The organism is Lentisalinibacter salinarum (assembly GCF_040706555.1).
Classification (GTDB): Bacteria; Pseudomonadota; Gammaproteobacteria; order Steroidobacterales; family Woeseiaceae; genus Lentisalinibacter; species Lentisalinibacter salinarum.
This window is the reverse complement of sequence record NZ_JAPDRH010000002.1, coordinates 532,059-558,375: the sequence shown is the minus strand read 5'-3', so window position 1 is coordinate 558,375 and position 26,317 is coordinate 532,059. Positions and strand designations below refer to the sequence as shown.

The window sequence follows — 26,317 nt, the reverse complement described above, 5'->3', positions numbered from 1 at the left end:
CGGCCAGGGAGAGATCGTTCAGATGGTGCCGTTCACGATCGGCGCGAAGGCGGTGAGGCTGTCCCGCAACTGATTGTTGCCGAGGCCGTTGCCGGGGAATACGTTCGGGAACAGGCCCTGCTCGCCGTGCAGCGCCATGTAGTTCAGGATCACCGTCTCGACCAGCAGGTTGACGTTGTTCGCCGCCGGGGTGGAGGCGTTCTGCACGGAGCCGTCCGCCTGGAACCAGCCGATCTGCTGGTGGCGCTCGGGTCCGCCGTTGCTGTCGAGCAGCTGCGGCCTGCCGGTGGGGCTGTAGACCAGGAAGAACGACGCCGCCGTGGATTGGTTGTCGCTCGTCCACTCGAACTTGCCCCGCCCTTCCTCGGAGTTGTCGATGGTGCCGTTCGCCGACAGCGAGCCGTCGCTGAACACGTAGAGCATCAGGGGCAGGCCCTTGCGCGCGGCGTATTCGAGGCACGCGCCCATGCAGCGGCCGGCGCGGAAGTCCTTCACCTCGCCCTCGCGGCGCATGCCGCCGTGGTAGTCGTAGCCGCCCATGGCCACGGTTCCGGCACCGGCGAAGCCGTTCACCACCATCTTCATGACGGCGGCGGTCTTGCGGAACTCCCGGTCGTCCTGGTAATCGGCCTGGGTGAAGATGCTCGCGAGGTCGTCGCCGACGATATCGAGGTCCGCGTCCGGATCGAGGATGCCGGGCTCGCCGAAGCGGTCGGCCAGATCGGCCGCCTTGACGTAGCCGCAGTTCACGAGGTCCTTCAGCACGTCGTCCGCGGTGATCTCGAGCTTCGTATCCACCCGGCCGAGCTTCATGTCGCTGATGCGCTGGATGGACTCCATCACGGCCACCGCGTCCTCCTGGGCCAGCAGGCCGACCAGCTTGCCGGTATCCACCAGGCCGGTCACGTCGCTCGCCCGGTCGACCTTGGTCGGCCGGATCGACTGGTCCATCAGCATCGAGGGCGCCATCGAGTTGCCGCCGGAATCCGACGAGCGCGAGCCGATCAGCGTCAGCAGCTCGCCGTCGGCGCCCGCCCGCGCGATGCCGTACATCGGGTTGTGCGGGTTGTTGCCGGTGTCGTTCTCCGAGCGCGCGGGGATCACGCAGCCGTTGATGTTGGCCATGGTGGACGGCGACAGGTGCATCATCATGCCGCGCAGGAACGCGCTGTCGGAGTGGAAGGCGAGCCCCAGGTCGGTGTTGATGAAGTCATTGGTGCCGGTCTGCGGATTGGTGACCGGCGGAATCATGTCGCCGGGCAGGCCGAGCTTGGCGTAGCCCTCGGTGGACAGGAAGTCGAGCTGACCGCCCTCCTTGCCGACCAGTACGTTCGAGCCGGCCATGTTGGCACCGCCCGCCAGATCGAAGCCGATGAACGGGATCTTTCCCGCCCCCTGCACGGCGATGCCGCAGGACTGCGTCAGCGCCTGCAGATCCGGGCTCAGCGCTGCGTAGGCGGCCCTGGGGTTGGCGAACAGGCTCATCACGCCCGAGCCCATCAGCGTGCCCGTGCCGGCGATGAAACCCTGGGAGAGCAACTGTCGACGGGTGATCGGGCGCGGATGATCCGGGTGGCGGATCGGGGCGTCGGGATCGATGGGTCCGTACTTCTTGGCCATGGTTGTTGCCTCGATTCAAACTTCGTCGGTTACTGGATCGTCAGCGTGGCGCTGCCGATGATCGCGGCACAGGTCGCCTTGGCGACGGTCTCCGTGCGGCCCGGCTCGCAGCTGCCGCCGCAGACGGTCAGCCGGTCGATCAGGCTGTTCAGCTCGGCCTTCACGTCGTCCGGATGCGGCTGGCTTACGACATTGGTGTTGTTGATCCGCGTGATCAGCGGATCCAGCAGCTGGTCGCGTGCGGCCGGGGTGCCGTAAGCCGTCGTCACTGCTGCGTCGAAATTGAAGCCCGGGAACACCTGGGCGCGCAGCCCGGTGTCCTCGACCAGCGCGTTGCAGTACTCGATGGCGAGCTGGGACACGCCCACCTGCTGCGAGGACGAGAACGCGCCGAAGCTCTCCACCGTAGGCAGCTGCTGCTTCACGGTCTCGAAGGTCTGCACCACGTCCGGATGGGTCATGGGTACGCCGGTGATCTGGGACATCGACGCGTTCAGCTCGTCGAAGACCCGCACCCCCACGTCCGGCGACGGCTCGCGGTCGGTCGCGGCCGGCGTGAGCGGCGTCGGCTCGGTACGGACGTTGGTGTTTGCGCCGAGCACTTCGAAGGTCAGGAAGAACTCGTCCGACTCGGGGCCCTTCTGCAGCTCGATGATCGTGCCCACGTCCGCCAGCGGCTGGCCGAGGTCGGCGGTGGCCGCGTCGCTCGACAGTGTCGTGGAGACCGTCTTGTAGGCCTGTCCCGCGACGGGCTCGCCGCCGTTCAGGCCGATGCGCATGCCTTCCAGTGCGATGCCGCTCCAGGTGGCCGTATCGTCCAGACTGATGAAGTGGGGCTTGGTGAACAGATACGAGTAGCTGTCGAACTGCGCCACTTCGAACAGGACGTAGGCCTCGGGAACGTCGATCAGGTGGCTCACGCCGAACAGCAGGAAGAATTTCTCGCCGACGCCGACGTCGAAGTTCTGCACGATCTGCTCCGGCGTCAGCGTCCGGTTGTGGATGGCCACCATGCGGAACGTACCGGCGAACTGCCGGTCGCCCGACACCTCGTTGCCGAGGACGAAGGCGAAGGTGTCGTCCCAGTCGGCGATGCTGCCGCCCGTGCCGAGCGGGTCCATGTCGTCGGTGGGCACGCCGTTCACGTAGATGCTGCGGCCCTCCACCGGGTCGAAGTTTGCGACGACGTGCTGCAGGGTCGCCTGCAGGTCCTCGTCGGCGGCGGAGGTGGTCAGCACCGGGTCACCGTTGCCGTCGGTGGCATCCGAGCGGTTGAAGAAGTCGTAGCTGTACAGGGTCTGGCCGAGCGTGAAGTTGCGCGCGGTGGTGCCGGCGGAATAGCTGACGATCCGGGACTCCTCCTGGACGACGTTGGCGGGCACCACCCAGGCCTCGATCGCGTACTCGCCGGTGCCCTTTATCAGGTCGTGCAGCTTGCGGCTCGCCGTGGTCGTACCCTGGGCCTTGCCCTCGCGCAGCGCGATGCCCCAGCCGCCGACCCAGTTGTAGGCGCCGCTGATGGTGAGGTTCAGCGCCGGCTCGACGCCGCTGGTGTCGAAAGCGGTGTCGCCCTGGCCGGTCTTGAACTCCCACAGCGCGATCACGTTGCGCTCGTAGCGATTGCCGCCGGAGGCGACGATGCCGTCGGTCAGTGCCAGCGCGCGGCTGAGAACGAAATCGGGGTCGACCTCGGTGGGCATCACCTGATTGGCGAAAGCCTCCACGGCCGACTGCATCTGCGCCGCGTTCGCTGCGCAGTCGCTCCAGCAGTTGTGGAACTCGCTCGCCAGGCGCACGACGAAGCGCGAGGCCGCTGGGTCGTCCAGATTGATTTTCGACTTCGCGGCATCGTAGGCGGCCGCCACGTCGGCCTCAGCGAAGAACGGCGACTGCGACGTGGCCGCGGCGCTGGTGTGGCAGCCGGCGCAGTACTCGGTGAGGACGGGGTGCACGGTCTGCCCGAACAGCGCGCCGGCGTCGTCCGGGAAGCTCTTGCTGGCGCCGGGCTGCTTCTCCACCGGTGCTTCCAGCTCGATGTTCTTGCCGCCGCCCGCGGCGTCGCCGGCCCAGTTGCCGATCCAGGTCGTCAGGATCTCGCCGCAGACTGCGTCGCTGGATTCCCAGCAGTTATGGCCGCCTGCCACCTTCGTCACCATGCGGGAGTCGGCCGGCGAGGTCAGATCGACGATGGCGTTCGCCTCCTCGTAGGCCAGGTTGACGTCGTCGGTGCGGGCGAAGGTGGGCGCCTGGCCGCCAGTGCCGTGACAGGCGCCGCAGCGGTTGTCCGGACGCACGTTGTCCCAGACCTCGATCTTGAACGACTGCACATCGTCGGTGGCGGGCGCCGGGCCCGTGTAGTCGGGCGACGGCGTGACGCTCGTCACCGGATTCTCCTCGACGTCGGCGCCGCTGGAGCAGCCGGCCAGCGCGGCGGCGGCTGCGAGAGCGACGACGAGGCGAGCGCGGGCGGGCAGAGAGACCCTGTTGTTTCTATCCATGATTGCCGACCTCCTCATTCGCCCATGCAGTGCACGGCGGTCTCGGCGAACACCGTCTTCATGCGGTACTGATCGGCGCGGAATACGCCGGTGATCCTGTCGAGGGCCGCCCGGTCGGCCGCATCCTGTGGCAGGCGGAAGCACACGGCCTCGAACACCTTCTTCACCTGACATTCGGCGAAGACGTCGCTCGCGCCGAACTCCTGGCCGAGGGACTTGGCGCCGTTGCCGCTGCCCGGCAGCGACGGATCCCAGCCGAGGCTGGCATTGCGCCCCTCCCGCCAGTAGTTGTCCCAGCGGTCGTCGGGCGTGCGGAAGCCGAACGGGAAGTTGGCATCGTTATTGAAGTACTTGGGATGCACCTGACCCTCGGTGTACTCGATGCGGCCGGTGTCCGGGTCGAAGTCGTAGTAGGCGTAGGCCTGCGCCAGCGGATCCATGCCCGCGTGGCATTCCACGCAGTTGTTCAGGAAGACGCGGCTGTCGCCGCCCGGGCTGCGCGAGACGTCCTGGCGGATGCGGTCCGGCGAGCGCGAGCCGTCCTTGACCTGCTCCAGGTCGTTGCACATGTGATTCATCAGCGTGAAACGGAACATCGCCCGGTTGGTGCCGGCGATGAAGAAGGCCTCGGCGGCGGCGCGGCTGGTGACCACGCCGGCGGTGGCGGAGGCCGGCAGCTCCGTGACCGCGGACTGGCTGGTCTGCACCAGCGTGGTCTTCAGATCGATGCCCTGTTCCTCCATGGCCTCGTAATGGGCGTTGTCGGACATGGAGTAGGGAGGCAGCCCGAGACCGCTGTCGCCGACGTAGAGGATGTCGGCGGAGAGCACGGTATTGAACGGCACGTCGTCGCGGATCATGCCGATGACCGTGGCGGTGTAGTCGTTCAGCGGCGCGAACACCGTCTGCTCCCGGTTCGTCCAGGGCGTCACGAAGTTCTTCAGCGTCACGTTGTAGAAGGCGCTGTTCTCCATGGCCGTCTCCGCGGCCGCGATGGGGTTGCCGGCGAGAATGTCGGCTTCCATGTCGGCCAGCACCTGCTCGGTGGGGGGCACGCCCGCGAGACGGTCGTGGAGCCGTTTCGCCTGTTCCCGCGGACCCGCTTCGGCCGTGGCGACCAGCGCGAGCGCGAGGCAGGCGATGGCGAGTAGGGCGCGGCGCGGAAGCGCGTGCGCGAACTGCTTCTGTACGTTCATGGGTACGTTCATGACGATCCTGCTCATACGTTTCCGTCTTCCCTTACTGCCAGGGGGCGAAGACCGTCGGGAGCGGAGGACGTGTCCGCGCGGACCATCCGTGCTGATCGTCAGCTTTCACTCGTGGCAGCTTCGCCGTCCTGGACGTGAGTCCGTAGACCGCTGGCTTTGCGTCCCCGCCTTTCGACGGGTTTGCCCTTTTCAGAAGCCCTGCGTGCGCATCGCGCTATTCAAAGCGTCCGATGCTCGCAGATCGCCGACAGGGCCACCGTGACTCCATTCACAAGTCCCGTGGTCTCCCGGGACTCCCGCCACGCGTGCTCCCCCGCGGCCGGCTACTGTTGCGGGCAGACGGTTGCAAGCCGCGTGCCAGATCACGACTCGGGTCACAGGAAAAGCCGTTTCGAATACAGAACAACGGGTTGCGTTTGATCGGGGCGGCGGCGCCGGGCCGGCATATGTCAACCACTTGTCGGCGGAAATCGACACTTTGTCGGCGACCGGAGGACAACCCCCTGATTCGGCGGGCGTTTCGGCTTGTCGCGAATCCACGACAACGTGCGTCCGGGTGACGGCCCTCGCGTCACCTCGCAGCCGATATTACGAGGCCATCGGTGCGCTTTCTCTGTCGGCGAATTTCCACATTACGCGCGTCCCGGAACGCTCCCTATACTGCGCCGCTCGTTATTCATCAGAGCCGCCAGGACGTGCGCGCGACGAACTCCATGGATTTGTGATCTTGTTAACAGAATGCAGTGAGGCCCCTCTCCACCATTGGTCACGGCTGGTCGCGAGCCTTCCAGCCGCGTGTCGGAAGACCGGCGGTGCAGGGCGCCTGCAGCATTCCCGCAGTGATCGCAGGAGTGCGTCGCGTGACGGCTGCAGGAAAGAGGATGTCCCATGAACAGCACGATGCAGACAGTTACCCGGAGGACGCCGGCAAGGGCGGCTCTCGTCGCCGTCGCCTGCACGCTGGTGGCCGCCGCGGGCTGCGGCGGCGGCGGCAGCGGCGAAGGCCGCATCGGCTTCGGCAGCGGGCAGGATCCCGACCCCGTCGTACTCGACTTCCCCATCGCCTACGTGAAGCGGCCGGTCCCGGTCGACGACAACGGTGACCCGACCGACTTCGACGTGCGCGAGCCGGTGACCTTCGACATCGGCGCCGATCTGTACGTGCGCGACCGCGCCTCGCCCAGCACAGCGGACGTCAACGTCACCGGGGAGATCACCGAAGGCCTGGGCGACGTCCGCGACCTGGAGATATCGCGCGACGGCACGAAGGTGCTGTTCGCGATGCGGGCGCAGTTCATCGAGGGCGCCGACGAGGAGGATCAGCCGACCTGGAACGTGTGGGAGTACGACATCCCGGGCGAGACGCTGCGGCGGATCATCGCCTCGGACATCGTCGCGGAGTCGGGCCACGACCTCGCGCCTGCGTACCTTCCCGACGGGCGCATCATCTTCTCCTCCACGCGCCAGCGCCAGTCCGGCGCCGTGCTGCTGGACGAAGGCAAGCCTCAGTTCGCGGCCCTCGACGAGGACCGCAACGTGCCGGCGCTGGTGCTGCACGTCATGAACGCGGACGGCACCGAGATCCGGCAGGTCAGTTTCAATCAGAGTCACGATCTGGATCCGGCGGTGCTCTCCAACGGCCAGGTGGTGTTCAGCCGCTGGGACAACGCGCCGGGCAACGACGGCATCCATCTCTACCGCATGAACCCTGATGGAGCCGCGCTCGAACTGCTGTACGGCGCCAACAGCCACGACACCGGCAGCGGCGGCGAGCCCGTGCAGTTCCTGCGCCCCCGCGAGCTGCCGAACGGCAACGTCATGGCCCTGCTGCGCCCCTTCGACGGCGCCGGGGGCGGCGGCGACATCATCGAGATCGACGTCGCCAATTACATCGAGAACACCCAGCCGAACCGGGACAACATCGGCGTGCTGTCCGGCCCGGCGCAGACCGCGGCCACCATCAACGAGGTGCTGATCGACACCGATACGCCCTCGCCGGGCGGTCGCTACAACTCCGTGTTCCCGCTGCGCGACGGCACAGAGCGGCTGCTGGTGAGCTGGAGCCAGTGCCGCCTGCAGGATCCGGTCGATCTCAGGATCGTGCCGTGCACCGACGACAACCTGGCGGACGCGGCACTCGTCGAGGCGCCGCCGCTCTACGGCGTCTGGATCTACGACCGCAGCGATGAGACCCAGCAGCCGGTCGTCGCGCCCGAAGAGGGTTTCATGTACACGGACATCGTCGCCGCGGAGCCGGGCACCGGCACGCCGCCGGTGATCTTCGATGATTCCGAGCCGTTCACCCTGGACCCGGACATCGCGGCCGAGGGCGCGGCTGTGATCCACATCCGCAGCGTCTACGACGTCGCCGGCGAGGACGTCTCGGGCGCGGGCATCGACGTGCTCGCCGACCCGGCCCAGACGACCGCGGCCGACCGGCCGGCGCGCTTCCTGCGGGTGGTGAAGGCCGTCTCCATCCCGGACGAGGACGTACGCGACTTCGACAACAGCGCCTTCGGCGTCTCCGCAGGCCAGGGCATGCGCGAGATCGTGGGTTACGCGGAAGTGGAGCCCGACGGCTCGGTGATGATCAAGGTCCCGGCCAACGTGGCCCTCGGCGTCAGCGTGCTCGACGGTGAAGGTCGGCGCATCGGGCCGCGGCACAACAACTGGCTGCAGCTGCGGCCCGGCCAGCTGCTGGAGTGCTCCGGCTGCCACGACCCGTCGAGCGGCGAGTCCCACGGCCGCGCGGACGCGTATCCCGTGCTGAACGAGGGCGCCGAGGTGACCGGGCAGCCGTTCCCCAACACCGACCCGACCCTGTTCGCCGACGTGGGCGAGACCATGGCCGAGGTGCGGGCGCGCACCAGCTGCGCCACCGATTGCGCCGCCATCGAGCCTTCTCTGGATATCGTCTACCAGGACGTCTGGACCGACGAGGCCGCCGCCGGCCGGGCGAAGGACGAGCCGTTCGCATGGCGCTACGGCCCCACGGTGGTGCCCGACGAGTCCGGCCTGGACACCCTGGCGCCGGCCACGCCCGACTGTATCGGCGACTGGAGCGCGACCTGCCGGGCGGTGATCAACTACGAGGCCCACATCCATCCGCTGTGGTCGAAGCCGCGGATCGTGGACGTGGACCAGGATGGCATCCCCGAGGCCGACAATACCTGCATCACCTGCCACACCCGCACCGATGCCATGGGCCAGCTGAAGGTGCCCGACGGGCAGCTCGAGCTGACCGACGGCGCGTCTCCCGACGAACCCGATCACTTCAACGCCTACCGGGAGCTGCTGGCCGACGACAACGAGCAGGTGCTCGACATGGGTGCCCTCGTGGACCTGCTGGTGGAGGTGGGTATCGACCCGGACACCGGCGATCCCATCCTCGAGCCGGTGACCGTGCCGTCCAGCATGAGTACGGCAGGCGCCAATGCGTCCGGTCGCTTCTTCGACCGGTTCGCAACCGGCGGCAGCCACGCGGGCTGGCTCACCCCGGCCGAGCTGAAGCTCCTGTCGGAATGGCTGGACATCGGCGCCCAGTACTACAACAACCCGTTCGACGCGCCGGAGAACTGATGCCATGCGGTCCCTGGCGGTAGTGTTCGCCCTGTTCCTCTGCTGCGTGCTCGCGACGGACGCGCAAGCAGAGGAGCGCTACCGTCAGGTCACCGTGGCTGAGCCGTATCTGGAGATGCACACCGGGCCGGGGCGGGGCTATCCCGTGTTCAACGTGGTGGAGCGCGGTGACGCCGTCGAGTTGCTGAAGCGGCGCACCGAGTGGTTCAAGGTGCGCGATACGCGCGGCCGCGAGGGCTGGGTGCACGAGCGAGAGATGCTGATGACGCTGGACGAGGCCGGCGCGCCCACCGAGTTCGAGACGGCCGGCCGGGAGGAGTATCTCGTGCGGCGCTGGGAATCCGGCGGGCTCACCGGCGACTTCGGCGGCGCCAACGTCATCAGCGGCTACCTGGGCTATTCGTTCACGCCGAACCTGGCGCTGGAGCTGTGGGGCACCCAGTTGCTCGGCAATTTCTCCGACGGCTGGATGGCCAACGTGAGCATCGTGCACCAGACCTGGCCGCACTGGCGCGTCTCCCCGTTTTTCACCCTCGGCACCGGCGTGCTGCGCATCGAACCGGTGGCCACCCTGGTGCAGCCGAGCGACCGTACCGATCAGACCGCCCACGTGGGCGTCGGCGTACGGGCCTGGGTGACGAGACGTTTTATTTTTCGCGCCGAATACAAAAGTTATGTCGTATTCACCAGCCGCGACGAGAATGAGGAAATCGAAGAATGGAAAGTCGGATTCGGGTTCTTTTTCTGACCGGGCTCGCTTTCGCCCTGAGCGGCTGCGGCAGCCTGCCATTCATGGGCGGCGACGAGCCGGACGATGCGGTCGCCGAGGTGCCGGAGCAGGTGATCGAACCCGAGGTGGAGCGCCGCGACGTGGAACCGCCCAAGATCGACAGCGAGAACTTCGAGATCGGCGCCTACACCGGGCTCATGAGCGTGGAGGACTTCGGGGTGAACCCGGTCTACGGCGTGCGCCTGGCCTATCACATCACCGAGGGGCTGTTCGTCGAGGCCGCGTACGGCCGCACCGACACCGAGGAGACCAGCTTCGAGCGGCTCAGTGGTGCGGCGGAGATTCTGACCGACGATGAGCGCGAGTTCACATACTACAACGCTTCTCTCGGGTACAACGTGTTACCGGGTGAAGCTTTCGTCGGACGCAACCTGGCTTTCTCCCAGGCGCTGTATCTCATCGCCGGGATCGGCAGCACGGAGTTCGCGGGCGACGACCGCTTCACGGTGAATTTCGGTTTCGGTTACAGGCTGCTGCTGAACGACGTGATCGCACTGCATGCCGACGTCCGGGACCACCTGTTCGATATCGACATCCTCGGCGAGGAGAAGACCGCCCACAACATCGAGGGGCATATCGGTTTCACGATCTTCTTCTGATCCGGGAAACGGGGTGAGGACGATGAAAAAGACACTGATCCGTACGGCGGCGGCCTGCGCGGTGCTCATTGCCACCGCCGGCTGCTCCAGTATCGAGCCCTGGGTGAAGCCCTACGAACGGGACCACCTGGCCGATCCGATCATGGCCCTGGACATGCATCCGGTGGCCAGCGCCTACGAGATGCACGTCTGGGATGCCCGCGAGGGGGCCCGCGGCGGCACGGGCGGCGCCGGCGGCGGCTGCGGGTGCAACTGAGCATCGCGTCATGATCGCCCGCCACCTCGCAAGTCTGCTCGTCCTGCTCGCACTGCTGCCGGGCACGGTGCTCGCCACCGTGCTGCCGGAGGACCGGGCGGATGTGCTCTACCATCGCTACGAGGGCGGCGGCGTCACCATCGACGGCCCGTCGGTGCTGCTGCGCAAGCAGGTCGGCAAGAGCTTCTCGCTGTCGGCCAACTACTACCTCGACATGGTCTCCAGCGCGTCCATCGACGTGGTGACCACCGCCAGCCCCTACACCGAGGAGCGCAAGCAGGGCTCCCTGGGCGCGACCTACCTGTACGGCAACACGCTGATGAATGTGGGCTACACGCGCAGCGACGAGAGCGACTACGCTGCCAACAGCCTGAACTTCAGCGTGAGCCAGGACCTGTTCGGGCAGATGACCACCGTGACGCTCGGTTACGCCCTCGGCTGGGACGAGGTGGGCAAGTCCAATGACCCGGACTTCCGCCGGGAGGTCGACCGCCAGCAGTACAGTCTCGCGGTCACGCAGATCGTCACCCGCAGCCTGATCATGAGTTTCGCCTTCGACGCCATCACCGACGAGGGCTTCCTGAACAACCCCTACCGGTCCGTGCGCTACCTTGCGGCGGATCAGCCCGCCGGTTATCAGTTCGAGCCCGAGATCTACCCGAACACCCGCACCAGCGGCGCAGGCTCGATCACCGCACGCTACCGCATGCCCTGGCGGGCGGCGCTGCACGGAAGCTACCGGTATTTCTCCGACACCTGGGGCGTGGAATCGCACACCGGGGAGATCGGTTACGTCCATCCTTGGAAGCACGGGCTCACTTTCTCGACCCGCTATCGCTACTACACCCAGGAGCAGGCGGACTTCTACGCCGACCTGTTCCCGCGCTCGAACGCACAGAACTTTATGGGGCGCGACAAGGAACTCAGCACCTTCGAGAGCGCGACCATCCGCGCCGGCGTGAGCTGGGAGTTCGTCAGCGACGGCTGGAGCGTCGTCGAGAAGGGTTCCCTGAACCTGTTCTGGGACCGCATCCGCTTCGACTACGAGAACTTCCGCGACCTCAGGGTGCCCGGCGCCGCCCCCGGCGAGGAACCCCTGTACGGCTTCGATGCCGACGTGGTCCAGCTGTTCGTCTCGTTCTGGTTCTGACTTCGTAGGAGGGCCTTCAGGCCCGATTCCCTTCTTTCCTGGCCGTCGGGCGGGGGTATCCATCTTGCTTCCGACAAAAGGTCGCGGCGATGGATACCCCCGCCCGACGGCCGTGCTCGCGGTGGCGTAAAGGAAGTGCCAGTCAGCAGCGCCTGCTGACTGGTGCCAGCTCCCGCGACCCTGGTCCACCCGATGATGGGCCAACGTCAAAAGAGGCCGGATCGGGCCTGAAGGCCCTCCTACCTGCTACCATCTGCTCCATGACAGAGGGCAGGCTGATCGGGATCGCGCGGCGAGAGCGCAAGCGCGCCCCCATGGAGGTTCTGGAGCACGCGCGGGTCGACACCGCCGGCGGCGTGGCCGGCGACTTCCGGGGCCGACCCGGCCGGCGGCAGGTGACGGTGCTGACGGCGCCGGGCTGGAACGATGCCTGCCGGGAATTCGGGCGCGAGCTGCCCTGGACGACGCGTCGGGCCAACCTCTTCGTCGACGGAATCCTGCTCGCGGAGACCGCCGGCCGACGGCTCGTGATCGGCTCCCTGATACTCGAGATCACCGGCGAACTGGATCCCTGCTCGCGGATGGAGGAGGCCGGCGAGGGGCTGCAACAGGCCCTGGTGACCGAGTGGCGCGGCGGCGTGACCTGCCGGGTGCTCGCCGGCGGCGAGATCGGGGTGGGAGACACGGTGTGCCTGGAGGATACTCATGGCTGACAACCGGCAATACGACGTCGTCCTGTTCGGGGCGACGGGATACACCGGCCGGCTGACGGCGGCCTATCTGGCGCAGAAGACCGGCGAGGACTTCCGCTGGGCCATCGCCGGTCGGGACGCGGACAAGCTCGAGGCGCTGGCGGCGGAACTGGGCGGCAGCCCGGGCGTGATCCGCGCGGACGTCGGCGATTACGACACGCTGCTGCAGATGGCGCGGCGCACCCGCGTGCTGGCCACCACCGTGGGCCCGTACATCCGCTACGGCGAGGCGGTGGTGATGGCCTGCGTCGAGGCGGGCACGAGTTATGCGGACCTGACCGGGGAGCCGGCCTTCGTGGATCAGGTGATCGGCCATTGCGGCACCAGCGCCCGCGAGCAGCAGGTGCGGGTGGTCAACTGCTGCGGTTTCGACAGCATCCCCCACGACCTCGGCGCCTGGATGATGGTCAACGCACTGCCCGCGGATGCCAGCGTGCAGCTCGAGGGCTTCGTCTCCGCGAAGGGCGGCATCTCGGGAGGCACCTGGAACTCCGCGCTGGAGGCCCTGGGCAATCTCGGCGAGACCCGGCGGGTCGCGGCGCGCATGGAGCAGGGCGTGAGCGGCGAGCGCCGGGTGAGTGTGGACCGGCGCGGGGCCCACTACGAGAAACTGGTCAACGGCTGGGTGATGCCGTTCCCCAGCATCGACCGACAGATCATCATCCGCTCGGCGGCGGCGCTGCCGGCCTACGGGCGTGAGTTCACCTACGCGCATTACATCCGGGTGGGCTCGCTGCCGAAGCTGGTCGCCCTGTCCTCGGGCATCGCCGCGGTCACCGGGCTGGCGCAGGTGGGGCCGATACGCCGCTGGCTCGGCGGGCTCAAGCCGTCGGGTTCCGGTCCCGACGAACGGACCCGTGCCACCGGGTCTTTCCGCGTGACCTTCGTCGCCCGCGGCGACGGCCGGCGCCTGATCGGTGAGGCGTCCGGCGGCGAACCGGGCTACGCGGAGACCTCCCGCATGCTGGCCGAGGCGGCGCTGTGCCTTTCCCTGGACGCGGACTCGCTGCCGCCGCGTTACGGGGTACTGACACCCGCGGAGGCGATGGGCGATGCGTTACTGGCGAGACTGCGCGCCATCGGCATCCGCTTCGAGATACTGTCCGACGAGCCGGAATCGTCTGAGTAGCGGACCGACGTGCCGGGCGGCAGGCTCAGCCCGGTGAAGCTCGCGCTGCGCGACAGCAGATGCCCGAGCGCCTTTTCCACGCCCGCCTCGTCGCTGCCGCAAACGTAGTAGACCGTGGCCTGCTTGCTGCGCGGCTGGCCGTAGACGAACGTGCCCAGACGCGCGGACAGTCCCTCCATCAGTTCGATCACCGACTCGTCGGCGAATCCGGCCAGCCGGGCCAGGTCGCCGGCGCGCACCAGGACGATGCCGGAGAGTTCCGGATAGCGCGTGAGCGCGGTGGCCGGGATTCCCGGTTCGGCGGTGACGTGGGTGAACAGCGAGAAGGTGGTCAGCGCCGAAGCGGGCAGGCGGGCCAGTTCGGCCAGCGCCGGGTCGGTGGCGACCACCGCGGAGGAGACCAGCTGCAGCGCCAGGTCGTCCAGCCGCCCCTCCAGCGCCCGGGCGGCGGTGTCCAGGTAGTCTGCGGCGAACCCCGCGTCCAGCGGACGGCCGTCGTTCAGGTGGCGGTCCAGCACAGGCACGAGGGCCTTGGCCAGCGTGTCGACGTAGAAATCCGCGTAGAAGGAATCCGGCAGCGCGTGGTAACGCCGATATTCCGCCTCCGACTGCAGCCGCCGCTCGACAATGCCGTTGCCGATGGCGCTCGCGACCGCCTCGTTGATCAGGTTGTAGGCCCGCAGGCTCCAGGGCCGCTCGCTCGCCAGGAAGGCCGCCAGCAGCGCCTCGTGGCGTTCGCGCGGGCTGAGCGCGTAGAGGTAGTGGACGAATTCGTGGACGATCACGCCGATGCGGTCGGCCGGCGCCTCGCCGCGCCGGCTCTCGACGATGGCCTGGTTCTCGATCAGCGTCGCCCGGGAGGCCCTCGCGCCCTCCGGCAGGGCCACGAGGTTCACCTCGAGATCGGCCACGTCCTCCAGCCGCAGGTCGAACAGTCTCCCGACGCGGACGAGCAGGGTGTCGAGCTGCGCGCGCCGCGCGGTGCCCTGGTAGCCGGCGGCGAGTCGCTCGAGGTCGCCGGCCGCACCATCCCGCCACCAGGCCTCGAAGCGGGGCTCGAAGTGCCGGACGACGGCCAGGGCCGCGCGGGCATCGCGCGGCTGCAGCAGCAGGCGCAGCCGCTCGCCGTAGTCGGCGAGATCGCGGGCCTGCAGGCTGGCCAGGCGCAGCTTCTCGCCGATGTCGACACCGCGCGCCTGCAGGTAGGGGAAGGTGTAGGGATAGGGCGTGTCCGGCGCCGACGTGGTGAAGTCTGCGTACAGCCGGTAACGCTCCTGCAGCTCGCGCCAGCGGGCGAGGCGGCGTTCGTCCTCGGCGCTCCAGTCGAGCCGCTGCCAGAGCTCGTCGAAGGCGGCCCGGGTGCAGCGCCGGTAGCCGCTCAGGCAATCCAGGTGATAGACCAGATTGGCGACCGGCGAGATGCGCACGCCGAAGCCCGGCGCCGCGGCGACCGGCACCGCCATGCCGCCGAGCACCAGCAGTGCTGCCGTCACGATGCCGGCGGCGCGGATCACGACGACTCAGTACTCCAGCTTCTCGACGCGCGCCAGGGTCGCGAGCGACTCTTCCATGAGGGCGCGTGCCCGGGCGGTCATGGCATGCAGATAGGCGTGCAGGGCGGCGTCCTCGCTGGTGCGGGACTCGCACTGGTCACTGTAGACCTCGAATGCCGTCAGGCTCTGCACCAGGTCCGCCAGATGGTGCGGGCACTCGCAATCCACGTCCGTGCGGATGCCGGCCAGGGTGGCCAGCTGGCCGTCGTCGAAACGCCGCGGCGGCGGCTCTTCGGTGAGCACCGGCACCTCCGGCGCGTCGCCGGCGGCACGCTTCTGCTCCGAACGGGCCGGCCGCGGGGCCGTATTGGTCACCCGCGGGCCGCGCAGGAGCGCCTCGACGAGCGTCAGGGTGGTGGTGGGCGCCCGGAACAGCTCGAACTGGGCGGCGGCGAGCCGGTTCACGTCCTCGCCGCGGCCGAAGTTGTACAGCACCAGGACGCGCCCGGCCCCGCAGAGGTCGCGCAGGCCCGCGATGCGCTCGGCGGTCCGCTCGTCGACGACCGGCACTTCGATCAGGAGCACGTCGGGGCGCAGCCGGCGGATATCCGCCCGGAAACGCCGCGGGTCACTCTCGAGAGCGGTGAGTTCCACCTGTTCCGGCAGTACGCCGCTGCGGCCGAGCCCCTGCAGGGCAAAGCGGCCGAGCGCCGCCACCCGGATGGGCTGGTCGGCACGGGCGAGCTGCAGGTCGTTGGCCTGGCGCACGACCTCTTCCCGGCGGGCGCGCAGTTCCTCGAGATCGAGATTGGCGATCTGGCCGATGGAGAAGCCCCGGTCCACGAGGATCTTCAGCAGGCCGAGTTTCTCCACGTCCCGCCGCGAATAGATCCGCCGACCGCTCTCCGTGCGCTCGGCGACCACGGCGCCGTAGCGCCGCTCCCAGATGCGCAGCGTGTGCGTGGATATGCCGGTCAGCCGCGAGACGGCGCCGATGGCGTAATCGTTGCTGCTCTTGCCGTCATTCCCTTGTCCGGCTCCTGTCTGTGCCATGTCTCTCTCCCGTCTACTTTGTGTCTACGGTTGAAATTCTACACAAACTCGTCACTTAGTCCAGCCATCGGTGAATCTCAGCGGCTCCGGTCGGCCAGGAATTCCTGCAACGCCGCGGCCGTGTGGGAACGCTCCGGCCGCTTGAGCAGGTCCTCCGGCTTGCCGCGGGCCACGATCCGGCCGCCGTCGTCGCCGCCCTCGGGGCCGAGATCGACGACCCAGTCCGCCTCCGCGATGATGTCGAGGTTGTGCTCGATGATCACGACGCTGTTGCCCGCCTCGACCAGACGGTGCAGTACCCGGATCAGCTTCTCGACGTCCGCCATGTGCAGCCCGACGGTCGGCTCGTCCAGCACATACAGCGTGTGGTCCCGGCTGCGCCGCTTGCCGCCGCCTTCGTTGTCCGGCAGGTCCGGACCCGCCTTCGCCAGCTCGGTGACCAGCTTGATGCGCTGCGCCTCGCCGCCGGACAGCGTCGGGCTGGGCTGGCCCAGCGTGAGGTAGCCGAGGCCCACCTGCACCAGCAGGTCGAGGGCGTGATGGATGCGCGTATGGGCATGGAAGAATTCCCGCGCCTCCTCCACGCTCATCGCCAGTACCTCGCCGATGCTGCGGTCCCGGTAGCGGATGGCCAGCGTCTCGCGCGAGAAGCGCTGCCCGCCGCAGGCCTCGCAGTCCACGCGTACGTCGGGCAGGAAGTTCATCTCGATGCGCCGCACGCCCTGGCCCTCGCATTCCTCGCAGCGCCCGCCCCTGACGTTGAACGAGAACCGGGACGGCTCGTAGCCGCGCATGCGCGCCTCGGGCGTGCGGGCGAACAACTGCCGGATCTCGTCCCAGAAACCGATGTAGGTGGCGGGGCACGATCGCGGCGTCTTGCCGATGGGCGTCTGATCCACCTCCAGCACCCGGTCGACCGTTTCCCAGCCGGTGAGCTCGGCGCAGCCCGCCGGGGCGGGTGCCTTCCTGCCGCGCGAGCGCCGGGCGGCCAGCAGGGCGCGGAGGTTGTCGTGCAGGATGTCGCGCACCAGCGTGGACTTGCCGCTGCCGGAGACGCCGGTGACGGCCACCAGGGCATGCAGCGGCAGGTTCACCGTGAAGCCCTTCAGGTTGTTCAGTTCCGCGCCGGCGATACGGATGGAGGCCACGTCCCGGCGCCGCGGATTCACTGCCCGGCGCCGCTCCATCAGGGGATGGGCGAGGGGGTGAGCCAGCATGCGGCCGGTCAGGGAGTCCTTGCTGCGCATCATCGCCGCCACCGATCCCTCCGCGACCACCCGGCCGCCGTGGGTGCCGGCACCCGGCCCCAGGTCCACCACGTGTTCGGCCGCACGGATGGTGTCTTCGTCGTGCTCCACCACCACGACGGTGTTGCCCCGTGCCTCGAGTCCCTTCAGCGTATCCAGCAGCCGGCGGTTGTCGCGGGCGTGCAGTCCGATGGTGGGCTCGTCCAGGATGTAGCACACGCCCTGCAGGTTGGAGCCGAGCTGGGAGGCGAGCCGGATGCGCTGCGCCTCGCCGCCGGACAGTGTCGGGGCGGCCCGGTCCAGGGTGAGGTAACCGAGGCCGACCTTCTGCAGGAACTCGAGCCGGGCACAGAGTTCCGCCAGCACGTCGCGGGCGAGTTCGGCGTGGCGACCGGTCAGCTCCAGGGTGCGAAACCAGGCCTCCGCCTGCTCCACGGGCAGCGCGGCATAGTCCGCGATGCTGCGCCCGCGGAAGCGAACATTCAGTGCCACCGGGTTCAGCCGCGCGCCGGCGCAGGCGGGGCAGGGCTCCCGGTCGCTGCCGGCGCCGTCGTCCTCGTCTTCGGCCGCCGCGGCCAGGCCCGTCCCCGCGCAGCCCTCGCACCAGCCCCGGGCCGAATTGTACGAGAACAGCCGCGGGTCTGGCTCGTCGAAGCTGCGGTTGCAGGAGGGGCAGGCCCGGCGCGCCGACAGCAGGGTCTCGCCGTCGTCCGCCACCACCCGGACCACGCCGCCGCCGAGGTCGAGGGCGCGCCCGAGGAGGCCGGCCAGCTCGCCGCGCGCGCCCGGGGCCACCCGGATCTCGCCCACCGGCAGGTCGATGTCGTGTTCGCGGAAGCGGTCCAGCCGGGGCCATTGCCCGGTGGGCAGATAGTCGCCGTCGACCCGCAGGCTGTCGTAGCCCTTTTTCGCCGCCCACTTCGCGAGATCCGTGTAGTAGCCCTTGCGACCGACCACCAGCGGGGCCAGCAGGGCGATGCGCTCACCGCGGCGCGTCTGGAGCAGGCGGCCCAGCATCTGTTCCTCGCTCTGGGGCTCGATGGCCACGTCGCAGTCCGGGCAGTACTGGGTGCCCAGCTTCACGAACAGCAGGCGCAGGAAGTGGTAGACCTCGGTCATCGTGGCCACGGTGCTCTTCCGCCCGCCGCGGCTGGTGCGCTGTTCGATGGCCACGGTGGGCGGTATGCCGAATACCGCGTCCACGTCCGGGCGGCTGGCCGGCTGCACGAACTGGCGCGCATAGGCGTTCAGCGATTCGAGATAGCGGCGCTGGCCCTCGTTGAACAGGATGTCGAAGGCCACCGTGCTCTTGCCGCTGCCGGAGACGCCGGTGATGACGGTGAAGCGGTCCCGCGGGATGCGGATATCCACATTGCGCAGGTTGTGTTCCCGGGCATGATGGATACGGATGTCGTGGTCGCCGCGTCCCGGCTTCTCGCGCCGCGCGCTCTTCGCGGTCGCCGCGGCCGGGCTGCCCCGTTCCCGGCGATAGGCGGCGAGCGCCTTGCCCGTGTGGTTGCCGCGGCGCTTTGCGAGCGCGTCCGGCGTGCCCTCGAACACGACCTCGCCGCCGCCCTCGCCCCCCTCGGGTCCGAGGTCGACGATCCAGTCGGCGGCGTCGATCACGTCCAGGTTGTGCTCGATCACGATCACCGAGTGGCCGTCGGCGATGAGTTCCTGCAGGGCATCCAGCAGAGTGGCAATGTCCTGGAAGTGCAGCCCGGTTGTCGGCTCGTCGAACAGGAACAGCTTGCGCTCGCCGGGCGAGCGCCGGCCCCGGGCCTCGGCCAGGTGCGCGGCCAGCTTCAGCCGCTGGGACTCGCCGCCGGACAGGGTGGGCACCGGCTGGCCGAGGGCGAGATAGTCCAGGCCGACGGCGGCCAGCGGCTCCAGCCCGCGCAGCACGGCGGGCTCGCCGGCGAAGAAGGCGATCGCCTCGGCCACGGTCATCTCGAGGACGTCGGCGATGGAGCGGGAGCGCTCGCCGGCATCGCCGCCGATGCGCACCTCCAGCACCTCCGAGCGATAGCGGCGGCCGTCGCAGGCCGGGCAGCGCAGGTAGACGTCGGAGAGGAACTGCATCTCCACGTGCTCGAAGCCGTTACCGCCGCACTCCGGGCAGCGGCCGTCGCCGGAGTTGAAGCTGAACGTGCCGGCGGTGTAGCGGCGCTCGACGGCCAGCGGGGCGTCGGCGAAGAGTTTGCGGATCGGGGCGAGGGCGCCCACGAAGCTGGCGGGGTTCGAACGGGTGGTCTTGCCGATGGGGGACTGGTCCACCATCACCACGTCGCCGAGGTCGTCGCCGCCCTCGATGGTGTCGTGCTCGCCGGGTGCGTCGCCCGCCTTGCCGCGCTGGCGCTGCAGCCCCCGCCACAGCACGTCCTCCACCAGGGTGGACTTGCCGGAACCGCTCACGCCGGTCACGCACACCAGCCGGCCCAGCGGAAAGGCGGCGTCGGTGCCCTTGAGATTGTGGGCGCGGGCGCCGCGCACCCGCAGGACGGGGGTATCGTCGCCGACCGGGCGCGCGGCGCGCTCCGCGTTCACGAGGCGCTCGCCGCGCAGATACTGCGCCGTCAGCGAGCGCCGGGAGCGGGCGAGCTGCTTCGCCGTGCCGAAGAACACCACCTCGCCGCCCCGTTCGCCCGGCCCGGGGCCCATGTCGAGAACCCTGTCGGCGGCGCGGATGATCTGGGGGTCGTGCTCGACCACCAGCAGCGAATTGCCGGCGTCGCGCAGGCGCCGCAGCACGCCGTTGATGCGGTCGATGTCCCGGGGATGCAGGCCGATGGACGGCTCGTCCAGCACGAACAGCGTGTTCACCAGAGAGGTGCCCAGTGCCGTCGTGAGGTTGATGCGTTGTACCTCGCCGCCGGACAGCGTCCGCGACTGGCGGTCCAGGGTGAGGTAGCCGAGGCCCACCTCCAGCAGGTAGCCGAGGCGCGTGCGGATCTCCGTTAGCAGGAGGTCGGTGGCCTCGTCCAGCGGGGCGGGCAATGCCAGCGCGGCGAAGAATGCCACCGCACGCTCGATGGGCAGGCAGGTCAGTTCGTGGACGTTCAGCCCCGGTGTGCCGGAGGAGCCGGCCACATTGTTATCGCCGCCGACCCGCCAGAGCAGTGCCTCGGGCTTCAGCCGGGCGCCGCCGCAGGCACTGCAGAGGTCGTAGCTGCGGTAGCGGGACAGCAGCACGCGCACGTGCATCCGGTAGGCGCGGCTCTCGAGCCAGTCGAAGAAGCGGTCCACCCCGTACCAGACGCCGTCGTCCCAGCTGCCTTCGCCCTCGAACACCCAGCGGCGCTCCGCCGCCGTCAGTTCGTTCCAGGGCACGTCCAGCGGCACGCCGGCCCGGCGCGCGTGCTGCTCCAGGTCTCGCTGACATTCCCGGTAGCTCTTGCTCTGCCACGGCTTGACGGCGCCCCCGGCGAGGGTGAGCGAGGCGTCGGGCACGACCAGGTCGCGGTCGATCCCCATGGTGCGGCCGAATCCGCGGCAGGTCTCGCACGCGCCGACCGGGGAGTTGAAGGAGAACAGGCTCGGCAGGGGATCGCGGTAGTCGAGGTCGCAGTCGGCGCAGTGGAGCCGGTCGGAGAAGCGGCGTTGCACGCCAGCGTCGTCGTGGTCGTAGACGCGCACATGCCCGTCGCCCCGGCGCATTGCCGCCTCGACGCTTTCGATGAAGCGGCTGCGGTTGTCGTCCGTCACGCGGAGGCGGTCCGCGACCACGTAGAGGGTGCGCCCCTCGGCCTCCTGCACGCGCAGATAGCCCTGCGCCTCCAGGTAGCTGCGGATCTCCGCCTCGCTGAAGTTCTCCGGACGCTCCACCGGAAACGTGATGACCGCCCGGTGCCCGGACCACGCCTCGCCCAGCTCCGCCCAGACCGATTCCGGATGGTCCCGGCGCACCGGCCGGCCGCAGCCGCTGCAATACAGCGTGGCGGCGCGGGCGTAGAGCAGCTTCAGATGGTCGTTCAGCTCCGTCATCGTGCCCACCGTGGAGCGCGAGGTGCGCACCGGGTTGGTCTGGTCGATGGCGATCGCCGGCGGGATGCCCTCGATGCGCTCCGCGGCCGGCTTGTCCATGCGGTCCAGGAACTGCCGGGCGTAGGGCGAGAAGGTCTCCACGTAGCGGCGCTGACCCTCCGCATAGACCGTGTCGAAGGCCAGCGACGACTTGCCGGACCCGCTCACGCCGGTGACGACGACGAGCTCGTTCAGCGGGATCTCCAGGTCCAGGTCGCGCAGGTTGTTCTGTCGTGCGCCGCGGATGACGATGCTGTCGGCAGCCATAAGCTCCGGGTTCCGGGTGGGTGTGGGGGACGGGCGGGTCGCGAACACGATGGCGGCCCGCCGGACTGAATGAGATGTTACCGCAACCGCGGTTGGACAGGAGCGCGACAGACCGAGGCGCGCTCGTCTCCGCCGGGCCCTGCCTGGGCGCTCCTGACCCCGGCCCCGGCTTTCCTGTATAACGTCGGCATGGGTGCCTACAGGATCCGGCCGCAACCCCCCGGCAACAACAGTCTCATCCCCACGGTCATCTTCACGCTGCTGGTAGCGAACGGCCTGGCCTTCGCCGCCCAGAACGCCTCCCGGGAGATGTTCGTGACCCTGCTCGGGTCGCTGGCGCTGTGGCCGGCCGGCTCCGAGTATTTCGCGCCCTGGCAGTTCGTCACCTACGGATTCCTGCACGGCGACCTGACCCACCTGCTGTTCAACATGTTCACGCTGTGGATGTTCGGCCGCGACATCGAGCGTTTCTGGGGGCCGCGCTATTTCGCGATCTACTATCTGGTCTGCGTCGTGGGTGCGGGCATCGTGCAGCTGGTGGTGGCGAGCTTCCAGCCCGAGATCTATCCCACCATCGGGGCCTCCGGCGGCGTCTTCGGCATCCTGCTGGCCTACGGCCTGATGTTCCCGAACCGGCAGATACTGCTGCTGATACCGCCGATACCGATGAAGGCGAAGTACCTGGTGATCCTGTTCGGCGTGCTGGAGCTGATGTACGGCGTCACCGGCATGCAGCCCGGCGTGGCCCACTTCGCCCATCTGGGCGGCATGCTGTTCGGCTTCCTGCTGATACAATACTGGCGCCGGGCGCGCTGAGGCGGCGGCGTTGCCGGCCGGAATTTGTTGACGGAATCAATACGTAAACCGACAGGGGAGCGATCATGGGAGAGTATCGGAAGAATCTGATGGCGGCAGCGGCCTGTGCCGTCCTGCTGGCGGCCTGCGGCGGCGAGTCTCCGCCGCCGATGGAACAGAAGTCGGCCTCGGAGCCGGCCGCGCAGCAGCCGCAGGCCCGTCAGTCGACGGGCAGCACGCTCAGGGCGATCGCCCGCATGGAACCGAAATCCGGTTCCTCGGTGAGCGGTGCGGTGGTCTTCACGGCCTTCGAGGGGCCGATGGTGATGGGCGGCGTGCTGGACGGCGGCGAGCCGGGCACCAATGCCATCCACATCCACGAAGTGGGTGACTGCAGCGCGCCGGACGGCACCTCGGCCGGGCCGCACTTCAACCCCGCCGGCGCACCCCACGGCGCGCCCGACGACCCCGACGGCCAGCACCACGCCGGCGACCTCGGCAATATCACCTTCGATGAGCACGGCCAGGCCCGCTTCGACCGGGTGCTGGGAGAGGGACTCACCTTCGAGGGCGAGACCGGCATCGTCGGCCGCGGTGTGATCGTCCATGCCAAGCCCGACGATTTCGAGACCCAGCCCACCGGCGCCGCCGGCGCGCGCATCGCCTGCGGAGTGATCGAGCTCCTGCAGTGACCGGAAAGCCGCAAGCGGCCGCCGCCATGGCGGCCGCCTGCGCCGGCCTGCTGCCCGCCGAGGACTGAGGCGCGGACCCGACCATGGTGCGCCGGATCGCGCTGTATGCCGGGCCGCTCGCCGCCCTCGCAGTCTTCTTCCTGCTGCAGTCGCGCGGCGCCTCCGCCGAGGTGGCCTGGACCGCTGCAGTCACGACGCTCTGCGCGGTGTGGTGGATCTTCGAGCCCATCCCCATCCCCGCCACCTCGCTGGTGCCCATCGCCGTATTCCCGCTGGTGGGCGTGCTGACGCCCGGGCAGGTCGGCGAGGCTTACGGCAACCCCCTGATCCTGCTGCTGCTGGGCGGCTTCATCCTGTCCACCGCCATGGAGAAGAGCGGCGCCCACCGGCGCATCGCGCTCGGCATGGTGAACCTGTTCGGCGGCCGCAGCGGCCGGCATCTCGTGTTCGGCTTCATGGCGGCCGCCGCCTTCCTCAGCATGTGGATTTCCAACACCGCCACCACGCTGATGCTGCTGCCCATCGTGCTCGCGGTGCTGGAGCGGGTCGAGGACCATCGCCTGAAGGTGAGCCTTCTGCTCGGCGTGGCCTATGCCGCCAGCGTGGGCGGCGTCGGCACGCCTATCGGCACGCCGCCGAACCTGATCTTCATGGAGGTCTACCAGGAGAACACCGGCAATGAGGTGACGTTCTTTGGCTGGATGACCTGGGCGCTGCCGGTGGTGGCGGTCATGATCCCTCTGACTGCTCTCTGGCTGACACGTAAACTCGCTCACGGCCCGGCCATCGAGATGCCGCCGGTGGCGGCCTGGCGCAGCGAGGAGGTGCGCACGCTGGTCGTGTTCGCCATCACCGCGATGCTGTGGATGACCCGCCGCGAACCCTTCGGCGGCTGGAGCGAGTGGCTCGGCCTGCCGACGGCGAACGACGCCAGCGTGGCCCTGCTGGCGGTGGTGGCGATGTTCCTCGTCCCGAACGGGCGGGGCGGGCGCCTGCTGGACTGGGAGACCGCCGTGCGCATCCCCTGGGGCATCCTCATCCTGTTCGGCGCCGGCATCACCATCGCCAAGGCGTTCGTGAGCTCGGGGCTCAGCACCTCGCTCGGTGAGATGGTCGCCGCCCTCGACGTACTGCCGGTGGTGGTGATGATCCTGCTGACCTGCCTGACCGTGACTTTCCTGACCGAGGTGACCAGCAATACGGCCACCACTACGCTGCTGATGCCCATCCTGGCGGCGGCCGCCACCACCGCGGGTTTCGACCACCGTCTCATCATGGTGCCGGCGGCCATGAGTGCCAGCTTCGCCTTCATGCTGCCCGTGGCCACCGGCCCGAATGCCGTCATCTTCAGCTCGGGCGAGCTGGCGGTGAAAGAGATGGCGCGGGAAGGCTTTGCGCTGAACCTGATCGGCGCCGCGGTGGTCACCGGCGGCTGCTATCTGCTGTTCACCTGACTGCGGCATGTCCCGGCTCGCCGCCGCCGGTAGCCTGGGTTACCCTCGAAGCGAGCAGACAGGCGACGGATTGATGGATTTCGGCATCTTCGAACCCCTGGCTATCGCGCTCGGTCTGGGCCTGCTCGTCGGCAGCCAGCGAGAGCGTGACGAGGAACACCGCCGCATCGCCGGCGTGCGCACCTTTGCGCTCATCACGCTGGTGGGGGCTGTCTGCGGCCTCCTGGCGGAAGACTACGGTGGCTGGATGATCGCCGCCGGCCTGCTCGGCATCACGGCCCTGTTCATCCTCGGCAATCTTCTGCGCGCACAGGGCGAGGGCGGCAATCCGGCCCATTTCGGCCTCACGACAGAGGTCGCCGGCCTGCTCATGTTCGGCGTGGGCGCGATGCTGACCAGCGGCATCGAGGCGCCGGCGGTCGCGCTGGCCGGCGTGGCCGCCGTGCTGCTGCAGTGGAAGACCAAGCTGCACGGGCTCATCGGCGCCATCGGCGAGCGTGAGTTCGCGGCGATGATGCAGTTCGTGCTGGTGGCGCTCGTGATCCTGCCGGTGGTGCCGGACCAGACCATCGGCCCCTACGACGTCCTCAACCCCTTCACGCTGTGGCTCATGGTCACTCTCATCGTCGGCATCAGCCTGGCCGCCTATCTGGCCTATCGGGTTCTGGGTGTGCGCGGCGGTTCGCTGGCCGGCGGCGTGCTGGGCGGCCTCATCTCGAGCACCGCGACCACGGTGAGCTACGCCCGCCAGTGCGCCGGCAACCCGGCCGCCGCACCGGCCGCCGCGCTGGTGGTGCTGATCGCCTCCACCATCGTCTACGTGCGCGTGGGCATCGAGCTGGGGGCGGTCGCCCCTGACCTGCTGCGCCAGGCCGCGCTGCCGCTGGCCGTGATGATGGCCTTCATGGCGCTGCTCTGCGTCGGCCTGCTGGCGAAGATCGACTCGAGCGACATGCAGCCGCCGAACCTCGAGAACCCGGCCCAGATCCGCACCGCCATCGTGTTCGGCGTCCTGTACGCCGTGATCCTGCTGCTGGTGACGGCCGTGCGCGAGGAGTTCGGTCAGGACGGCGCCATCTACGGCGTCGCCGTGATCTCCGGGCTGACGGACGTGGACGCCCTAACGCTGTCCACGGCGGAGTTGTTCTCCCAGGGCCGGCTGTCCGGCGACGCCGCCTGGCGCGCGATCCTGATCGCGACGCTGTCGAACCTGGCGTTCAAGATCGGGGCCACGGCGGTCCTGGGCGGACGGCGGCTGGCGGCCTACGCCCTGGCGACGATGGGCGTGTCGATCCTGTTCGGCACGGCGCTCGTCTTCCTCTGGCCGGCATGAATCTCGACAGCGATCCCGTCGTCTTCTGGGTCCTGCACGCGGGGTTCGTGGCGGTGTTCCTGCGCAGCCTCTACATGGATCTGGTCGCCGGTTATCGCAGGCGGCGCAATCTCCTCAGCGAGACACTGGGCGGCGACGCCATCGAGCGGTTCCGCTTCATCGTGGTCCAGGCGCTGATCGCCGTGCTGCTGCTGCACGTGATCGACGTGGCAGAGGGCATCTCCCACAAGCTCGCCATCACCGTCGCGGACATGGCGATGCTCGCCTATCTCACCTTCCGCAGCGGCTGGTGGCTGGATCGGGTGGCGCTGGGCGGGCGGAAGCGGCGCTAGGCGAAGCGGCCGCGGGAGAGATGGTGGACCGTCCAGGACTTGAATCT

The 26,317-nt window shown here is 68.8% G+C and carries 18 protein-coding genes and 1 riboswitch; of the genes, 12 read left to right on the top strand and 6 right to left on the bottom strand.

The window, feature by feature from the left end:
• Window positions 1-18 precede the first annotated feature (18 nt).
• From ACJMKZ_RS05580 to ACJMKZ_RS05570, 3 genes are read right to left on the bottom strand one after another with little or no spacing between them, the layout of a single operon-like run.
• Window positions 19-1,620, bottom strand: a complete 1,602-nt coding sequence (locus ACJMKZ_RS05580) for a hypothetical protein (RefSeq protein WP_405232202.1) — start codon at window positions 1,618-1,620, stop codon at window positions 19-21.
• Window positions 1,621-1,649: 29 nt separating this feature from the next.
• Window positions 1,650-4,118 carry a LamG domain-containing protein gene (locus tag ACJMKZ_RS05575; protein WP_405232201.1) on the bottom strand — a complete coding sequence of 823 codons (2,469 nt, stop codon included), beginning with the start codon at window positions 4,116-4,118 and terminating at the stop codon, window positions 1,650-1,652.
• Between the two features lie 14 nt (window positions 4,119-4,132).
• A complete protein-coding gene (locus ACJMKZ_RS05570; protein WP_405233141.1) occupies window positions 4,133-5,314 on the bottom strand; it encodes a hypothetical protein in 1,182 nt (393 codons plus the stop codon).
• 122 nt (window positions 5,315-5,436) lie between these two features.
• A riboswitch (cyclic di-GMP riboswitch) is annotated at window positions 5,437-5,521 on the bottom strand.
• Between the two features lie 693 nt (window positions 5,522-6,214).
• Here ACJMKZ_RS05570 and ACJMKZ_RS05565 point away from each other — a divergent pair.
• The 7 genes from ACJMKZ_RS05565 to ACJMKZ_RS05535 all read left to right on the top strand — a co-directional run bounded on the left by ACJMKZ_RS05565 (window position 6,215) and on the right by ACJMKZ_RS05535 (window position 13,581).
• Entirely contained in the window at window positions 6,215-8,905 is a 2,691-nt protein-coding gene (locus tag ACJMKZ_RS05565) for an HzsA-related protein (protein ID WP_405232200.1), read from the top strand.
• A gap of 4 nt (window positions 8,906-8,909) precedes the next feature.
• A complete protein-coding gene (locus ACJMKZ_RS05560) occupies window positions 8,910-9,653 on the top strand; it encodes an SH3 domain-containing protein (RefSeq protein ID WP_405232199.1) in 744 nt (247 codons plus the stop codon).
• Entirely contained in the window at window positions 9,623-10,294 is a 672-nt protein-coding gene (locus ACJMKZ_RS05555) for an outer membrane beta-barrel domain-containing protein (RefSeq protein ID WP_405232198.1), read from the top strand. Before ACJMKZ_RS05560 ends, ACJMKZ_RS05555 begins: the two co-directional genes overlap by 31 nt.
• 22 nt (window positions 10,295-10,316) lie before the next feature.
• A complete protein-coding gene (locus tag ACJMKZ_RS05550; protein WP_405232197.1) occupies window positions 10,317-10,550 on the top strand; it encodes a DUF4266 domain-containing protein in 234 nt (77 codons plus the stop codon).
• Window positions 10,551-10,560: 10 nt separating this feature from the next.
• Window positions 10,561-11,700 (top strand): DUF3570 domain-containing protein, encoded by a 1,140-nt coding sequence (locus ACJMKZ_RS05545; RefSeq protein WP_405232196.1) that lies wholly within the window; start codon window positions 10,561-10,563, stop codon window positions 11,698-11,700.
• A 260-nt stretch (window positions 11,701-11,960) separates the two neighbouring features.
• Window positions 11,961-12,413 carry an MOSC domain-containing protein gene (locus tag ACJMKZ_RS05540; protein WP_405232195.1) on the top strand — a complete coding sequence of 151 codons (453 nt, stop codon included), beginning with the start codon at window positions 11,961-11,963 and terminating at the stop codon, window positions 12,411-12,413.
• On the top strand, window positions 12,406-13,581 hold the full coding sequence (locus ACJMKZ_RS05535; protein ID WP_405232194.1) for a saccharopine dehydrogenase family protein: 1,176 nt from the start codon (window positions 12,406-12,408) through the stop codon (window positions 13,579-13,581). The genes ACJMKZ_RS05540 and ACJMKZ_RS05535 overlap by 8 nt, the downstream gene beginning before the upstream one ends.
• Here the strand turns inward: ACJMKZ_RS05535 and ACJMKZ_RS05530 are convergent.
• From ACJMKZ_RS05530 to uvrA, 3 genes are all read right to left on the bottom strand, one after another.
• A complete protein-coding gene (locus tag ACJMKZ_RS05530) occupies window positions 13,470-15,095 on the bottom strand; it encodes a hypothetical protein (protein WP_405232193.1) in 1,626 nt (541 codons plus the stop codon). The genes ACJMKZ_RS05535 and ACJMKZ_RS05530 overlap by 112 nt on opposite strands.
• A 6-nt stretch (window positions 15,096-15,101) precedes the next feature.
• The gene (locus ACJMKZ_RS05525) at window positions 15,102-16,127 is read right to left on the bottom strand and encodes a MerR family transcriptional regulator (protein ID WP_405232192.1); all 1,026 of its coding nucleotides are present in this window, start codon (window positions 16,125-16,127) and stop codon (window positions 15,102-15,104) included.
• A 77-nt stretch (window positions 16,128-16,204) separates the two neighbouring features.
• Window positions 16,205-21,664 (bottom strand): excinuclease ABC subunit UvrA, encoded by a 5,460-nt coding sequence (uvrA, locus tag ACJMKZ_RS05520; RefSeq protein WP_405232191.1) that lies wholly within the window; start codon window positions 21,662-21,664, stop codon window positions 16,205-16,207.
• 189 nt (window positions 21,665-21,853) lie between these two features.
• On the opposite strand from uvrA, the gene ACJMKZ_RS05515 reads away from it, so the two are divergent.
• From ACJMKZ_RS05515 to ACJMKZ_RS05495, 5 genes are all read left to right on the top strand, one after another.
• A complete protein-coding gene (locus ACJMKZ_RS05515) occupies window positions 21,854-22,480 on the top strand; it encodes a rhomboid family intramembrane serine protease (protein WP_405227548.1) in 627 nt (208 codons plus the stop codon).
• A 65-nt stretch (window positions 22,481-22,545) separates the two neighbouring features.
• Window positions 22,546-23,151 (top strand): superoxide dismutase family protein, encoded by a 606-nt coding sequence (locus ACJMKZ_RS05510; protein ID WP_405232190.1) that lies wholly within the window; start codon window positions 22,546-22,548, stop codon window positions 23,149-23,151.
• 83 nt (window positions 23,152-23,234) lie between these two features.
• Entirely contained in the window at window positions 23,235-24,605 is a 1,371-nt protein-coding gene (locus tag ACJMKZ_RS05505) for an SLC13 family permease (RefSeq protein WP_405232189.1), read from the top strand.
• Window positions 24,606-24,678: 73 nt separating this feature from the next.
• Complete coding sequence (locus tag ACJMKZ_RS05500; RefSeq protein WP_405232188.1) at window positions 24,679-25,938, top strand: MgtC/SapB family protein; 1,260 nt, start codon at window positions 24,679-24,681, stop codon at window positions 25,936-25,938.
• A complete protein-coding gene (locus ACJMKZ_RS05495) occupies window positions 25,935-26,270 on the top strand; it encodes a hypothetical protein (RefSeq protein WP_405232187.1) in 336 nt (111 codons plus the stop codon). The genes ACJMKZ_RS05500 and ACJMKZ_RS05495 overlap by 4 nt, the downstream gene beginning before the upstream one ends.
• The last annotated feature ends 47 nt before the right edge of the window (window positions 26,271-26,317 follow it).

Coding starts and splice junctions, on each gene's coding strand:
- ACJMKZ_RS05580 (WP_405232202.1), bottom strand. CDS start 1,620: ATGGCCAAGAAGTACGGACCCATCGATCCCGACGCCCCGATCCGCCAC.
- ACJMKZ_RS05575 (WP_405232201.1), bottom strand. CDS start 4,118: ATGGATAGAAACAACAGGGTCTCTCTGCCCGCCCGCGCTCGCCTCGTC.
- ACJMKZ_RS05570 (WP_405233141.1), bottom strand. CDS start 5,314: ATGAACGTACAGAAGCAGTTCGCGCACGCGCTTCCGCGCCGCGCCCTA.
- ACJMKZ_RS05565 (WP_405232200.1), top strand. CDS start 6,215: ATGAACAGCACGATGCAGACAGTTACCCGGAGGACGCCGGCAAGGGCG.
- ACJMKZ_RS05560 (WP_405232199.1), top strand. CDS start 8,910: ATGCGGTCCCTGGCGGTAGTGTTCGCCCTGTTCCTCTGCTGCGTGCTC.
- ACJMKZ_RS05555 (WP_405232198.1), top strand. CDS start 9,623: ATGGAAAGTCGGATTCGGGTTCTTTTTCTGACCGGGCTCGCTTTCGCC.
- ACJMKZ_RS05550 (WP_405232197.1), top strand. CDS start 10,317: ATGAAAAAGACACTGATCCGTACGGCGGCGGCCTGCGCGGTGCTCATT.
- ACJMKZ_RS05545 (WP_405232196.1), top strand. CDS start 10,561: ATGATCGCCCGCCACCTCGCAAGTCTGCTCGTCCTGCTCGCACTGCTG.
- ACJMKZ_RS05540 (WP_405232195.1), top strand. CDS start 11,961: ATGACAGAGGGCAGGCTGATCGGGATCGCGCGGCGAGAGCGCAAGCGC.
- ACJMKZ_RS05535 (WP_405232194.1), top strand. CDS start 12,406: ATGGCTGACAACCGGCAATACGACGTCGTCCTGTTCGGGGCGACGGGA.
- ACJMKZ_RS05525 (WP_405232192.1), bottom strand. CDS start 16,127: ATGGCACAGACAGGAGCCGGACAAGGGAATGACGGCAAGAGCAGCAAC.
- uvrA (WP_405232191.1), bottom strand. CDS start 21,664: ATGGCTGCCGACAGCATCGTCATCCGCGGCGCACGACAGAACAACCTG.
- ACJMKZ_RS05515 (WP_405227548.1), top strand. CDS start 21,854: ATGGGTGCCTACAGGATCCGGCCGCAACCCCCCGGCAACAACAGTCTC.
- ACJMKZ_RS05510 (WP_405232190.1), top strand. CDS start 22,546: ATGGGAGAGTATCGGAAGAATCTGATGGCGGCAGCGGCCTGTGCCGTC.
- ACJMKZ_RS05505 (WP_405232189.1), top strand. CDS start 23,235: ATGGTGCGCCGGATCGCGCTGTATGCCGGGCCGCTCGCCGCCCTCGCA.
- ACJMKZ_RS05500 (WP_405232188.1), top strand. CDS start 24,679: ATGGATTTCGGCATCTTCGAACCCCTGGCTATCGCGCTCGGTCTGGGC.
- ACJMKZ_RS05495 (WP_405232187.1), top strand. CDS start 25,935: ATGAATCTCGACAGCGATCCCGTCGTCTTCTGGGTCCTGCACGCGGGG.